Origin of the sequence: Chryseobacterium arthrosphaerae (genome assembly GCF_001684965.1) — a bacterium.
GTDB lineage: Bacteria > Bacteroidota > Bacteroidia > Flavobacteriales > Weeksellaceae > Chryseobacterium > Chryseobacterium arthrosphaerae.
Genome location: NZ_MAYG01000012.1, coordinates 343,572 through 356,785 on the forward strand (window position 1 = coordinate 343,572; position 13,214 = coordinate 356,785).

Genomic DNA, 13,214 nt, shown 5'->3' on the forward strand with positions numbered 1-13,214 from the left:
TAGATTTCAGATTGTAGACCTCAGATTTCAGATGCTTACTGATTGCTGATATCTAGTATCTTATGTCTTTTTTCTAAAGACTAAATGATTCTCCACACCCACATGTTCTGGATGCGTTCGGGTTGTTGAAAACAAACCCTTTTCCGTTCAATCCTCCTGAATACTCAAGAGTGGTTCCTGCTAAATAAAGGATTGATTTTTTATCGACGATGATCTTGATATCATTATCTTCAAAAATCTGATCTGTGTCTTCTTTTTGGTTGTCAAACTTCAGAACATACTCCAAACCAGAGCATCCGCCGCTTTTCACTCCCACTCTTATATAATCTTCAGCAGGGTTAAAACCATCTTCAGTCATCAACTGAATGGCTTTCTCCTTTGCATAGTCTGATACTTTTATCATTGTATTTATTTAGAATGATTTAATGATGCAAAAATACGAACAAAAATCAGGATATAAAAATCAGCATTTTTATTTTATCGATTTTTATCATTGATGAGTTTAACCTTGGTAATCTTTTGAAATCCAAAACATAAATTGACTCACAATGAAAAAAATAGGTATTATTGCTCTGGCTCTCTTTATACAGCATGTTTCCGGCCAAACCAACAGGTTTGTATATCAGGTTACGATGAAACCTGATGCAGAAAATAAAGCAGATACAAAAACTGAAAATGCATATCTTGATATTTCCCAGGATAAATCTGTTTTTTATTCTGAAAACAGGATTAAAAGAGATTCTATCATGCAAAAAGCCTTCCAGGGAGGTGGTGGAAGAGGAAGTATCAACAGAGACCAGATGGAAGGTTTAAGATCCAATATCAATTATTCTGTAGAAAAAGATAAAACAAATCAGAAAACATATTTTAAAGATAGAATAGGACGTGATATTTATTCCTATGAAGAAGACAGACCATTACATTGGAAAATTTCTTCTGAAACAACAAAAATAGGGGAATATAAGGTCCAGAAAGCCGAAACGGATTTTGCCGGAAGAAAATGGACAGCCTGGTTTACCACAGATCTGCCTTATCAGGATGGCCCATACAAGTTTGGCGGGCTTCCGGGATTGATTGTAAAAGTGGAGGATGATAAAGGGGATTATTCTTTTGACCTGATGAAGAACTATAAGATCGCAGAACTTCCAGCTTTAAATCAGTTTGGAAATACTTTAAAAGTAAAAAGAAGTGATTTTGTAAAACAGCAGCAAAAATTTAAAACAGACCCAATGTCATTTATGACTCAAGGATCAGGCGGTATGGCTGCTACAATGAGAATAGGTGGTGGCGGAAGAGGTCCCGGAGGAGGAAATCAGGATCCTGCTGAGATGAGAAAACGGATGGAAGAAAGGGTGAAAGAGGAAGCGAAAAAGAACAGTAATCCGATTGAATTGCAATAAATCAGCTTGCTGGCTGAACTAAACCTAACAGTTTTTGAAAACCTGTTAGGTTAAAAAAGCACCGATGAAATTATTCATCGGTGCTTTTTTATAATATAAATTTATAGGTTATTTTAAAAGTTGGTTAAAGGTATCTCCCTGTCTGATATCTCCGGTGTTATAACCTTTCATAAACCATTCTTTACGCTGTGCAGATGAGCCATGGGTAAAGCTTTCCTGATTTACATATCCCTGAGATCTTCTCTGAATATTATCATCCCCCACAGCCTGAGCGGCATCTATTGCGGCCTGAATATCTCCGGGCTCAAGAATTTGTTTGGTATCATCTGTACGTTTAGCCCAGACTCCTGCATAAAAATCTGCCTGTAATTCTGTAGCTACAGAGACTTTATTCATTTCTGCCTCAGAATATCTTCCACTTCTTCGGAGTGCATCTACTTTTTGCGTTGTTCCCAAAAGGGTTTGTATATGATGTCCCATTTCATGGGCAAGCACATAGGCTACTGTAAATTCTGTTACTTTGGCCCCGAATCTTCCCTGGAGTTCATTGAAGAAACTCATATCCATATAGATTTTCTGATCGGCAGGGCAATAAAATGGTCCCATGGCAGACTGGGCTGTACCACAGGCCGAATTTGTTGTGCTTTGAAAAAGTACGATTTCAGGATCGCTGTAGCTCATTCCGTTTTCCTGAAAGATCTGAGTCCAGGTCTGGGTATTCCAGGCAGCCATCATTTTGACCATTTCTCCGATTTTTTTCTCTTCAACGGTAAGTTCACGTTTTTCACCGGAGTCTCCCGAAGACTGAATGCTTCCGGAATTGAGAATTCCTGAAGGGTCACCTCCCAGGAAGAATACAATCGCTGCTATAATTAAAGTTCCGAGTCCGCCGCCAACGATCATACCGCCACCTCCGCCTCCGGAGCCACGGCGATCATCAACGTTACCGCCTCTGTCGTCTGTCCATCTCATAAGAATAAGTTTATTGTGAATTTAAATATTTTAATCAATATCTCTATATATTTTTTATCTGAAAATGTAGATATTTATCGGTTAAGCTGTTTGGTTTTCAACCAATAGGATGTTGACTGATAGGCTGAAACAGCATCATCTACCAGTTTCTGATCTGTATTTTTTAATAATTTCTCATTGTAGTACAGTTTAAATTCAGGAGCAAGTTCACTTTTTTCAAGTTCCAGCGCGTACTGTTTTACTTTTTTTACAGGAGAAATAATGGTCAGCCGATTGTCTTTTACAAAGCCCAGATCCTGATATGTGGCAATATAAGCTTTAGGCTGAAATTCCTTTTTAAAGACATCCTGGCCTAAGAATTTAGACTGATAGCTGAAGTTGAGTAATCCGAAAACCGTAGGCATTACGTCAATCTGAGACATCAGGGCATCAAACTTCTGAGGCTGGATAAATCCTTCTGAGAATACCATGGCAGGAATTCTGTATTTATCCATCGGAAGCTCTGTTTTTCCGGCACTTGATGCGCAGTGGTCTGCAATAATCACAAAGACCGTATTTTTGTACCAATCCTGTTTTTTAGCCATTTCAAAAAACAGTTTAAGGGAGTAGTCTGTATATTTTACACCGCCTTCACGGGATTTCGCTGTTCCAGGGATATCAATCCTTCCATCAGGATAAGTGAAAGGTCTGTGATTGGAGACCGTCATCCAGTGGTTAAAGAAAGGTTTTCCAGATTTTGCTTCAGCATTCATTACCTGAATTGCCTTTTTAGCCATATCTTCATCAGCTACGCCCCAAACGTTGGCAAAGGTGATTTCTTCCGGCTTAAAATTATTTCGGTCTACAATATCATAGCCGTTCCCACCAAAGAAATCCTGCATATTATCAAAATAGCTGTATCCTCCGTACAGGAATTTTACGTCATAGCCTTTGGATTTGAAAACATTTCCTGTTGTAAATTTATTTTTGTTGTCATCCCTTTTGATGATACTTTCCCCGGCAGTAGGGGGGATGCAAAGCGTCAAAGCTTCCAGTCCGCGTACCGTTCTGTTTCCGGTAGCATAAAGATTGGTGAACATCAGTGATTTTTCCGCTAAACTGTCCAGAAAAGGGGTGATCTTCTGAGTATTGCCATAATGTTCCATGAAGTCAGCAGAAAGACTTTCAATGGAGATCAGGACAACGTTTTTCTTTGTTTCAGGCAGTTCTGCAACAATGTTTCTTGATAATGTATGTTGTGGATACTGGCTTAAGAAATTCTTTTCGGCCTGCTGCTGGTTAAGCTGTGAATAGAACTGAAAATAATCCAGCTCATTGTGGGTAAAGGCCCAGTAGAATTTAGGAAGTCCGTTAGCTTCAATTTCATCAGCAAATACATTATCTGATTTGATCTGCATTAATGAAGGTAAAGCTAGTATGCTGACTGTACAAAGAATTACAAATGAACCCAGCAGAATCATTTTCTGTTTGAAATCAGGCAGCTCAAGCAGCTCGTCTTTGGTCTTTTTATAAATGAACCATGTAATGGCAAGGGTGACGATCATGATCGCTGAAAACAATGGAATAACCGGGTAGCTTTCCATGATATTCCCAATGACTTCGTTCGTATAGATTAGGTAATCTACAGCAATAAAATTATAGCGTACTCCAAATTCATTGTAAAAGAAGTATTCACTGACCCCGTTGAAGATAATGACAAGCACGTAGATCAGTAAAGTAATGAAATATAACGTATTGCGGATTTTGATTCTCTGAGAAGGCAGAAAAAGCATTAATCCGAAGAAAAGAGTCTTAATCCCTACAAAAGCAAGGGCCACTTCGGTGACAGATCCTCCATACTGTTTGAAAATATTATTGGGTATAAGCCATATATACAGGAAGAACAGCACCAATGCTCCAAAAATAATATAGCCGTAAGGTTTCCTGTACTTTGAATTCGAAAGAAACAGAAAGTAAAGGGCGAGAATGGCACTGGCCAGTATGAATACAAAAATATCATTCACAAGGCCTACAAACAATACTTTTATTATTTCAAAAAAGCTAAAGCTGGCTGTGGTGATAGGATGGAAAAAGAATATCGTCCTTATAATCAGTGAAATGACAAGGTAGAAAATTCCTAAATATAGAAATGGTTTTATTTTTTTTAAAAACATGTATATACTGTCTATATGGTTTTCACAAAGATAGTTTTTGTATACAAATTTTAATAGAAAAAAAGCAAAACATACCGTTTATTAATAAGATTTTATAAGTTTTTAAAAAGTAAAGTAAATTGGAAGTACGAAGTAACGGGCTGAAAAAGTTTTCCAATAAAAAAGGACTATTAAAAAATAGTCCTGTATCATGTTAAGATGGATCAAAATTAAGAATGACCAAATCCGATATTTCCTTTTTTGTCCGATAATTTCTTTTTGAAATCAATCATCCTTAAAGCGGTAACAGCTGCTTCCACACCTTTATTTCCCAGATCACCTCCGCTTCTTGCGATAGATTGTTCTTTGGTATCATCTGTCAATACACAGAAGATTGTAGGGGTATCTGTCATGATGTTGCAGTCTTTGATTCCCTGTGCTACGGCTGAGCATACGTAATCAAAGTGTGGGGTCTCGCCACGGATTACACATCCGATAGAGATGACAGCATCATATTTTCTCTCTTTGCAAAGCTGCATGCTTGCATAGCTCAATTCAAAAGCTCCGGGAACAGGGAAAAGTTTGATGTTTTCAGGTTTTACCCCTTCTTTTTCAAGGATTTCCAAAGCTGCATCACGAAGATTGTAGGTTACAAAATCATTCCACTCAGAAAAAACAATGCCGATAGAAAAATCTTCGGCATTGGTTATATGAAGTGGCTTGTAATCGGAAAGATTAACTGTTGCCATTTTTTAGTAATATTTAGTCATTTCAATATAAGAGTCAGACATTCCGTTGTCGTAGTCCTGATATTTCTCGTCAATTGCAGAAAAGTATTTTTTAGCTTCTGCATTTTTTTTCAATCCTAATGCTACGATACCTGCTTTTCTTGTGAAATAGTAGGTTGTATAAGGATCATCTGAAGCTGATGCAGCCTGATCAAGCAAAGATAAAGCTTCGTCATTCTTGTTAAGACCTGATTTAGCATCTGCCATAGCTCCGAATTTCATTGCCATCAAGGTTTTGTTCTTGGAAGAGAATTTATCCAATAAATCATAAGCCTCCTGGAATTTTCCTTCTTTGAATTTTAATAAACCGGCATTGTAAGAAGAAAGCTTACCGATTTCAGTAGAAGAATATTCATTAGCTGTTCCCAGGAAACCTGGATTAGCTGCAGATTTTCCACCTAAAGCATCTTTATCTTTACCTTCTGTAAGGTTTTTTTGAGCAGCAAGGAAACTTTTCACAGCTTCAGTGTTCTTAGGAGCCACTACAAATTGCTTGTAAGCAAAGAATCCTAAAACTCCTAAAATTAAAGCTCCAAATACAATTCCTAATGGTTTTGAATATTTTTCAACAAATCTTTCAGTGTTTAAAGCTTCTCTGTCAAGGTCTTTAAAGAACTCAACCGTTTCTTTACCTTCTTGCTCATTCTGAGCACTCTTTCCCAATTTTGCCATAAGTTTTTAAAAATTGAATTGCAAATTTAATTGTTTCTGAGAGATTTACAAAATACTTTTAGAGCATTATTGTGTAAATGTTATCAATTGTCAACTGTTATTAAGAAAAATGCCCCGAAAACATAGTTCACGAAGCATTAATTTTTTATTTGTTGTGGTTAATATTCTAAAATATGGTAGACTTCTGCACCGAATTTTTTCAGTTTTTCGTCCCCCTTCAGGCCTTTTAAACCAATCAGGAAACTGAACTGGGCAACGGTTGCCCCCTGTTTTTCTACGAGTTTGGCAGCAGCTTCTGTAGTTCCTCCGGTGGCCAGCAGATCATCGTGGATCAGAATTCTTTGTCCGGCCTTTATTTGCCCTTCACGGGTTTCGATTATGGCGCTTCCGTATTCCAGATCATAACTTTCCGAAATGATAGGAGGAGGGAGTTTTCCTGCTTTTCTGATCAGAATGAAAGGAACTTCCAAAGCAACGGCAATAGCGATTCCGAACAGATAACCACGGCTTTCTATTCCGCAGACTGCATCTACTTTTCCTTTACTGAAGGCTGCAAGGTCTGCAATAACCTCTTCGTAAAGCTTAGGGTCTAAAAAAATGGGTGATATATCCTTGAACTGTATTCCCGGAATCGGAAAATCAGGGATGTTCTCAATTGTATCTTCTAGTTTTTTGATCAGTTCTGCTGAAGCCATTTATGGGTTGATTTTATAGCTGGAAATTTTCCAGTCTCCGTTTACATTTTTAAGTCCGAATGTTACTTTCAGAGAAGTTGTTTTACCGCTCTTATCTGTCACATCGTATGTTGCATTTACACTTGCACCATTGGCATTAGCCGCACTGGTGGTAATGTTTTTCACACTTACATTTTTGATTGCTCCAAAACCTGAGTTGGGATTAGAGAAAGACTCGTAGCTTCCCCAGCTTGGGTTGTTGGATGTTTCGTATGCCGCTTTTAAATTCTGAGAGCTTACGCTGTTTAAAAACTTGCTTACCGTATTCTTAGGGTCTGCTGCCGGTTGTTTTGGAGCGGCCGGTGCAGCAGGTGTAGCTGTTGCCGGATCAGTAGAGGTAGCAGGAGCCGTAGCAGCCGGATTGTTCGGATCTACCACTGCACTTGGCTGTTGTGGTACCGCTGTTGTATCTGTTTTAGGTACTGCAGGAACTTTAAGTGCTGAAGCGTTGACATCAAGCCCCACTTTAGACATCTTGAAGGTTTTGGCGGTGGTTTTTACAGAAACTGTAATATCGATTTTATTATCAACTACTTTTGCCGCCGGAATTGACGAGAATTTTAAATTGAATCCTTTAAAATTATTATCCTGCATCAGGTTTTTGGCCGTAGAAAGTCTTACTCCGTTGCTGAACACTTCTAAGGTTGCTTCCAGACCTGCCCCTGTAAAAGAAACCGGTTTTCCTGCAGCATCTACAAGTCTTGGAACAATCTGAATGGCAGTAGGCGCTCCCGTTCCATCATCACCTGTAGGTGTTGTTACAATAGTTAATGATCCTGCTTTTACATCGTTTGGATCACTTTCCTTTGCCTTATCATCTCCGAAAATATTCATTTCTCCTAATGACGGAGGATCAGTACTTGCCCATTCTATCCCGTTTTTCTGTGCAACTTCATCAGCCAGGGTCATGATCTCAGGAACTTTCTTCCCGTTGATCAGTTTTCCTAGGGCTTTTAGCTCATTCACATCGCCATCGGCTTCCACACCAAATGTTTTAAGGATATAAAGAGCCTCATTAAACTTGATCTGCTTAATGGTAGGTAAACTGGAAGTCATATCATTGATACTTGACTGCAGCGTTTTAGTATTCGTAGCATCTACATGATCTTTCTTGCATGCCGTAAAAAGCAACAGACTGAAAACAAGTAGAAAAGAAAACTTTTTCATTTTTATTTGGTTTGTTGCAAATTTAATAAAACCTTTATTAATAGTGGATTTTATTTTTTGATTTGTTTTTCCTTCAGGTCATCCTTGAAAAAACTGCTGAATATGGTCTGCATATTCGGGAACGACGGATCCTTCCAGAACGGGGTCTGGTAATTGCTGTACTCCCTGTCAAACTTTACTTTTTCAATATCTTTTTCATCGCTGAAGCTTAGTTCTGCAGGATAAAAATTATTGTATGAGATAATCTGGTTGTAGTCTGCCTCGCTTTTATGCTTAAGCTTTGCAAACATTACTTCGTTGAATTCTAAAAAGTTTTTTAAGTTTTTTTCCGAATTTTTTTCGAAAGATATATTCAGAATGGATTTGAGATCGAAAAGTCTGAAGCCAAACAGCGCAAGTTCCTTTTCCTGGAGAACAGCATCTGTTACTTCAATCTGGTCTTTCTGGTCTCCTTTTAATTCCCTGATGACGTTTCTTTTTGTTTTATATTCTTCAGGGTTGCCTACGTATTTAAGACTTGGAAAGCGCAATGAGCTGCTGGTGTCCCATGAGGATACTTTCTTTTTTTGATTTTCGGCGTCTGCCAGATAAAAAATTCTGTACTGCTGAATATTGGTACTTTTCAGTTTTTTGGTTTTATTATCAAACACATAGGTGATGATACCGTCCGTATAGCTATTCAGCCTGTTGTTCATGGTTACATAAGCATTAAAATTTCCCTTTAGAATAATATATTTGGCAGGTTTGGTATTTTTGATAACAACGGTTTCTATTTCTTTAAATTTATCATTGATCCTGATGACATCTTTATCCAGATCTGCAAAAGAAAGGCTGGCTACCGGGAAATTATTATAAACAATCTGAAACTTTTCCTGAGACTGGGGCAATGCCTGTTTATCAATTTTCCCATCAATATCAGAAAACGCAAGTATACTTCCGTCTTTACCGAATACTGAGACTTTGGAAAGCGGTTTGCTGTTTATCTCAGAAACAAAAGTTATGGTCTGTGCATTTGTAAAAACGGAGATCAGGCTGAATACGATGTACAGCAGATAAATTCTTTTCATAGCAGTATTTTGTTTTTTGGGTTAATATTAAAAACAGACTTTATTGTAAAGACGGGAAAAACTGAAAACAGTTGCCTGAACAGTAGGCTCCTGTCATTGTACAAAAAGACTGATCCTTTAACAATCAGTCTTTTATCATTTTATTTTGTTACATGGATTGATAAAATTCAGGATCTGCAACGTTTATTCTGCAGAAAAACAGATAAAGGCCTATCTTTTCAGTTACGAACGGTTATGGATATCAATCACTAAATTTTGATAAACCCCAGCTCATGACCTTTCATATAGATAAAAAAAAGACCGATCATACTGACCGGTCTTTTTTGTGTATTTCTGTTATAAGCCCTTAGAAAGGATACTCATAAATTTCAGATTCGTGTAAGAATGGGTTTCCTGTAGGGATCAACTTCAGTTTAGACAGTGCTGAAAGTACAGTAAACATAAATAATCCAGCTACGAAAAGGATTGCTCCCAGGATCAACAGGAATACTTCAGGAGTGTTCCAGTATGGTCCTACCGTTCCCGGCATTACCATGTTGAAGTAATCCAGGATGTGTCCTAAGATCACTACAACAGCCATTGTTGTTACTACTTTGTAGTTTCTCTTAATGCTGCTACTTACTAATACCAATAGTGGTAATAAGAAGTTGATGATCAACATCGGTAAGAAAGTAGGAGAGTAGTGCTGGAATCTTCCGAAGAAGTAGTTAACCTCTTCCGGAACGTTGGCATACCAGTAAAGCATGAACTGAGCGAACCATGTATACGTCCAAAGCATACTTGTAGCGAAAAGGAATACTCCTAAATCGTGTAAGTGGTTGTCATTGAACTGTGGTAAGAAACCATTTTTCTTAAGATAAACACTTAATAAGATGATCACAGCAATACCACTTGAAAGGCAGCTAACCATTGAATACCAGATATACATTGTAGAATACCAGTGAGGGTCAATAGACATCAACCAGTCCCAAGCCCATGCAGCAGAAGCAAATCCGAAGAATGCAATATATCCTACTGACCATCTGTAAAGCATCTGATACTCAACTTTAGATTTAGTTTCATCTACTTTTTTAGACTGAGCTTTTAATTTCCAGGCGAAGAAAGAAGCACCGATCACATAGATCAAAGTTCTTACGGCATAGAAAGGAATATTTAAGAATTTTTTCTTTTCGAATAAGATCACATCAAAATGCGGAGAATCCGGGTTTGTCAATTCAGGGTCCATCCAGTGGAATAAATGACCATTATGAGTGATGTTTAAGATCATAAGGATCACAAGAATTGCCCCACCATAAGGAATGTAAGAAGCAATAGCTTCCATTACCCTTGTAATGATGATTGGCCATCCTGCGTGTGCAGCGTGCTGAATAGAATAGAAGAATAATACGCAGCAGCTTACTCCAAAGAAAAATACAGCTACAAAATGTATTGCTGCTAAAGGCTGGTTGTGTACCTGCAGTGTAGCATGCTCAAGGTGAGCCGCGTGATCCTGAGGTCCAACCATTTCACTTGAGTGTGTAGGAGCAGTATGACCAGAAGCATGAACAGCTTCCATCATGTGTTCTATCTGCTCAGTAGAAATTCCTTTGTTCATAAAGAAACCAATACCGAAAAGAACTAAACCTACAACAAGAAGTATTATAGAAGTTGATTTTAATTTTGGTGAAAAACTATACATTTCTTTTCTTATTTTTTAGTTTCGGTAGTCGTTTCAGTTGCTGGTGCCGCTGCTGTAGCTGCTGCCGGTGCTGCTGCTCCTTTTTTGAAAGCACTCATCACATACATAGCCACTCTCCATCTGTCTCCTGCGTTCAATTGTCCCGCATAAGATCCCATCGCATTTCTACCGTTAGTTAATACATAATGAACAGATCCTACAGTAAGCTCTCTGTCTGCATAGTTAGGCACACCAGAGAATGCTCCACTTTGTACAATAGGTCCTTGTCCATCACCTCCTGTTCCGTGGCATGCAGCACAAGTGTGATCAAACAATACTTTTCCTCTTTCAAGATCCTTAGCTGCATTAGCCGGATTTAAAGGAGAAGCTGTCAGTTTTTTAGATGCTTCATACCCTGCGTTGTACTCGTCAACATTTTTAGGAAGTAAGCCTTCTTCAAAAACTCCATCTTTATTCTGAGCTACTGATCCTTCTACAGGAGAAAGACCTGTTGCACCATTATTTTTAACAAAAGCCGGGATTTCATTTTCATGATCTGAATAAGCATCCTGTGCTTTCATCAATGGGTCGTAAGCTACCGGAAAATACATATCCGGGAAGTATACCAACGGAGTATTCTCCTTTGGTCCGCAAGAGTTAAGTAAAACTGTTGTTAAACCTAAAACTGCTGTAATTTTTAATACATTCTTTTTCATTTTAAGCGTCTTTAACAGTTATTTCTTCAACTCCAGTTTCGATCAGTAACTGTTTTACAGATTCTACATCTTCAGTTACGAATTCCATCATGAATTTATCATCAGTAGTTCTCGGATCAGGATTCTGGGCAGGAGCTCCCGGATACATTTTGTTTCTAACTAAGAATGTTAAAGACATCATGTGAGCAGCACAGAATACCATTAATTCAAACATTGGAACTACGAATGCCGGCATGTTGTGTCCCCAGTCAAATGCTGGTTTACCACCGATATTCTGAGGCCAGTCGTGGTTCATTACATACCAGGTCAAAGTAGCACCGATAGTAACTCCATAACAAGCATAGATGAAAGCAGCATCAGAAATTCTGGTTTTCTTTAACCCTAAAGCTTTGTCTAGCCCGTGAACCGGAAACGGAGTATAAACCTCGTTAATTTTGATTCCTTTATCGTTGAATGCCTTAACGCCGTTCATCAAATCGTCGTCGTCAGCATAAAGTCCGTATACAATTTTAGTGGTGCTCATCTCCTTCTTTTGCTTTATAAGTTTCACCTGAGATTTTCAAAATCGATTTTAATTCAGCCTGTGCAATTACAGGGAATGTTCTTGCATATAATAAGAATAATACAGAGAAGAATCCGATTGTTCCTAAATATACACCCACATCAATGATCGTTGGCTTAAACATAGTCCATGATCCTGGTAAGTAGTCTCTTGAAAGGTTGATAACGATGATATCAAAACGCTCAAACCACATACCGATGTTGATGATCAATGCAACGATGAATGTCCAGATAATGTTCGTTCTAAGTCTCTTGAACCAGAAAGAAGCAGGAACCACAAGGTTACAGATGATCAATGACCAGAATGCCCACCAGTAAGGACCTACAGCCGCACCTGGAGAAAGATATGTAAAGTCTTCAAATCTTGAACCTGAATACCATCCGATGAAATACTCAGTAGCATAAGCTACAGTTACCATACCACCGGTAAGGATGATTACGATGTTCATGATTTCGATATGATACATGGTAATATATTCTTCTAGGTGACATACTTTTCTTGCTACAAGCAATAGAGTCTGTACCATTGCAAATCCTGAGAAGATCGCACCGGCAACGAAGTAAGGAGGGTAGATTGTTGAGTGCCATCCTTTAATTACCGAAGTTGCGAAGTCAAAAGATACGGTAGTGTGTACTGAGAATACAAGTGGAGTTGCCAAACCTGCAAGAACCAAAGAAAGTTCTTCGAATCTTTGCCAGTGTTTTGCTTTACCACCCCAACCGAATGCAAGGAAAGTATAAATCTTCTTAGTCCAAGGAGTCTTAGCTCTATCTCTGATCATTGCAAAGTCAGGGATTAGTCCCATGAACCAGAATACAGTTGATACTGAGAAATACGTAGAGATCGCAAATACGTCCCAAAGTAGAGGAGAGTTGAAGTTCCCCCAAAGAGAACCGAATTGGTTTGGTAAAGGGAATACCCAGTATCCAACCCAAACTCTACCCATGTGAATTACCGGGAAGATTGCCGCCTGTACAACCGCAAAGATCGTCATCGCCTCTGCAGATCTGTTTACAGACATTCTCCATCTCTGTCTAAATAATAATAATACCGCTGAGATTAGGGTTCCGGCGTGACCGATACCTACCCACCATACGAAGTTGGTAATATCCCAACCCCAGTTAATAGTTCTGTTAAGCCCCCATGCTCCAATACCTGTTCCGATAGTATAAGCGATACAGCCGAATCCATAGATGAATAGAACTAAGGCAGCATATAATGAGATCCACCATAATTTACCTGCTCTTTCTTCGATAGGTCGTGCAATATCTTCTGTGATATCGTGATAAGTTTTGTGACCAATAATTAGAGGTTCCCTTATCGGAGCTTCGTAATGTCCTGACATTT

Annotated in this window: 13 protein-coding genes; 1 reads left to right on the forward strand and 12 read right to left on the reverse strand. The window is 38.5% G+C overall.

Features of this window, described 5'->3' with window-relative positions; translation table 11 throughout:
* Positions 1–73: 73 nt before the first annotated feature.
* Entirely contained in the window at positions 74–403 is a 330-nt protein-coding gene (locus tag BBI00_RS16995; protein ID WP_065400055.1) for a HesB/IscA family protein, read from the reverse strand.
* 145 nt (positions 404–548) lie between these two features.
* Here BBI00_RS16995 and BBI00_RS17000 point away from each other — a divergent pair, with 145 nt between their 5' ends.
* Positions 549–1,400, forward strand: coding sequence for a GLPGLI family protein (locus BBI00_RS17000; protein WP_065400056.1), 852 nt, complete (start codon positions 549–551; stop codon positions 1,398–1,400).
* Positions 1,401–1,508: 108 nt separating this feature from the next.
* On the opposite strand, the gene ypfJ is transcribed toward BBI00_RS17000, so the two are convergent.
* From ypfJ to nrfD, 11 genes are all read right to left on the reverse strand, one after another.
* Positions 1,509–2,372, reverse strand: a complete 864-nt coding sequence (ypfJ, locus tag BBI00_RS17005; RefSeq protein ID WP_065400057.1) for a KPN_02809 family neutral zinc metallopeptidase — start codon at positions 2,370–2,372, stop codon at positions 1,509–1,511.
* Between the two features lie 74 nt (positions 2,373–2,446).
* On the reverse strand, positions 2,447–4,525 hold the full coding sequence (locus BBI00_RS17010; RefSeq protein ID WP_065400058.1) for an LTA synthase family protein: 2,079 nt from the start codon (positions 4,523–4,525) through the stop codon (positions 2,447–2,449).
* 209 nt (positions 4,526–4,734) lie between these two features.
* Positions 4,735–5,253, reverse strand: a complete 519-nt coding sequence (ribH, locus tag BBI00_RS17015; protein ID WP_065400059.1) for a 6,7-dimethyl-8-ribityllumazine synthase — start codon at positions 5,251–5,253, stop codon at positions 4,735–4,737.
* 3 nt (positions 5,254–5,256) lie between these two features.
* Positions 5,257–5,964, reverse strand: coding sequence for a YfgM family protein (locus tag BBI00_RS17020; protein ID WP_065400060.1), 708 nt, complete (start codon positions 5,962–5,964; stop codon positions 5,257–5,259).
* A gap of 158 nt (positions 5,965–6,122) precedes the next feature.
* Positions 6,123–6,659, reverse strand: a complete 537-nt coding sequence (locus BBI00_RS17025; RefSeq protein WP_065400061.1) for an adenine phosphoribosyltransferase — start codon at positions 6,657–6,659, stop codon at positions 6,123–6,125.
* The gene (locus BBI00_RS17030; protein ID WP_065400062.1) at positions 6,660–7,865 is read right to left on the reverse strand and encodes an NTF2-like N-terminal transpeptidase; all 1,206 of its coding nucleotides are present in this window, start codon (positions 7,863–7,865) and stop codon (positions 6,660–6,662) included. It abuts the gene before it with no gap.
* 50 nt (positions 7,866–7,915) lie between these two features.
* On the reverse strand, positions 7,916–8,932 hold the full coding sequence (locus BBI00_RS17035) for a hypothetical protein (RefSeq protein WP_065400063.1): 1,017 nt from the start codon (positions 8,930–8,932) through the stop codon (positions 7,916–7,918).
* A 346-nt stretch (positions 8,933–9,278) separates the two neighbouring features.
* Positions 9,279–10,610, reverse strand: a complete 1,332-nt coding sequence (locus BBI00_RS17040) for a quinol:cytochrome C oxidoreductase (RefSeq protein WP_065400064.1) — start codon at positions 10,608–10,610, stop codon at positions 9,279–9,281.
* Positions 10,611–10,618: 8 nt separating this feature from the next.
* Positions 10,619–11,305, reverse strand: coding sequence for a c-type cytochrome (locus BBI00_RS17045; RefSeq protein WP_065400065.1), 687 nt, complete (start codon positions 11,303–11,305; stop codon positions 10,619–10,621).
* 1 nt (position 11,306) lies between these two features.
* Positions 11,307–11,828: a DUF3341 domain-containing protein gene (locus BBI00_RS17050; RefSeq protein WP_047098680.1), complete on the reverse strand. Its 522-nt coding sequence runs from the start codon at positions 11,826–11,828 to the stop codon at positions 11,307–11,309.
* A complete protein-coding gene (gene nrfD / locus BBI00_RS17055) occupies positions 11,815–13,212 on the reverse strand; it encodes an NrfD/PsrC family molybdoenzyme membrane anchor subunit (RefSeq protein WP_050021927.1) in 1,398 nt (465 codons plus the stop codon). The genes BBI00_RS17050 and nrfD overlap by 14 nt, the downstream gene beginning before the upstream one ends.
* Positions 13,213–13,214: the final 2 nt, after the last annotated feature.

Coding starts and splice junctions, on each gene's coding strand:
- ribH (WP_065400059.1), bottom strand. CDS start 5,253: ATGGCAACAGTTAATCTTTCCGATTACAAGCCACTTCATATAACCAAT.
- BBI00_RS17025 (WP_065400061.1), bottom strand. CDS start 6,659: ATGGCTTCAGCAGAACTGATCAAAAAACTAGAAGATACAATTGAGAAC.
- BBI00_RS17020 (WP_065400060.1), bottom strand. CDS start 5,964: ATGGCAAAATTGGGAAAGAGTGCTCAGAATGAGCAAGAAGGTAAAGAA.
- BBI00_RS17045 (WP_065400065.1), bottom strand. CDS start 11,305: ATGAAAAAGAATGTATTAAAAATTACAGCAGTTTTAGGTTTAACAACA.
- BBI00_RS17030 (WP_065400062.1), bottom strand. CDS start 7,865: ATGAAAAAGTTTTCTTTTCTACTTGTTTTCAGTCTGTTGCTTTTTACG.
- BBI00_RS17050 (WP_047098680.1), bottom strand. CDS start 11,828: ATGAGCACCACTAAAATTGTATACGGACTTTATGCTGACGACGACGAT.
- nrfD (WP_050021927.1), bottom strand. CDS start 13,212: ATGTCAGGACATTACGAAGCTCCGATAAGGGAACCTCTAATTATTGGT.
- BBI00_RS17035 (WP_065400063.1), bottom strand. CDS start 8,932: ATGAAAAGAATTTATCTGCTGTACATCGTATTCAGCCTGATCTCCGTT.
- BBI00_RS17010 (WP_065400058.1), bottom strand. CDS start 4,525: ATGTTTTTAAAAAAAATAAAACCATTTCTATATTTAGGAATTTTCTAC.
- BBI00_RS17000 (WP_065400056.1), top strand. CDS start 549: ATGAAAAAAATAGGTATTATTGCTCTGGCTCTCTTTATACAGCATGTT.
- ypfJ (WP_065400057.1), bottom strand. CDS start 2,372: ATGAGATGGACAGACGACAGAGGCGGTAACGTTGATGATCGCCGTGGC.
- BBI00_RS16995 (WP_065400055.1), bottom strand. CDS start 403: ATGATAAAAGTATCAGACTATGCAAAGGAGAAAGCCATTCAGTTGATG.
- BBI00_RS17040 (WP_065400064.1), bottom strand. CDS start 10,610: ATGTATAGTTTTTCACCAAAATTAAAATCAACTTCTATAATACTTCTT.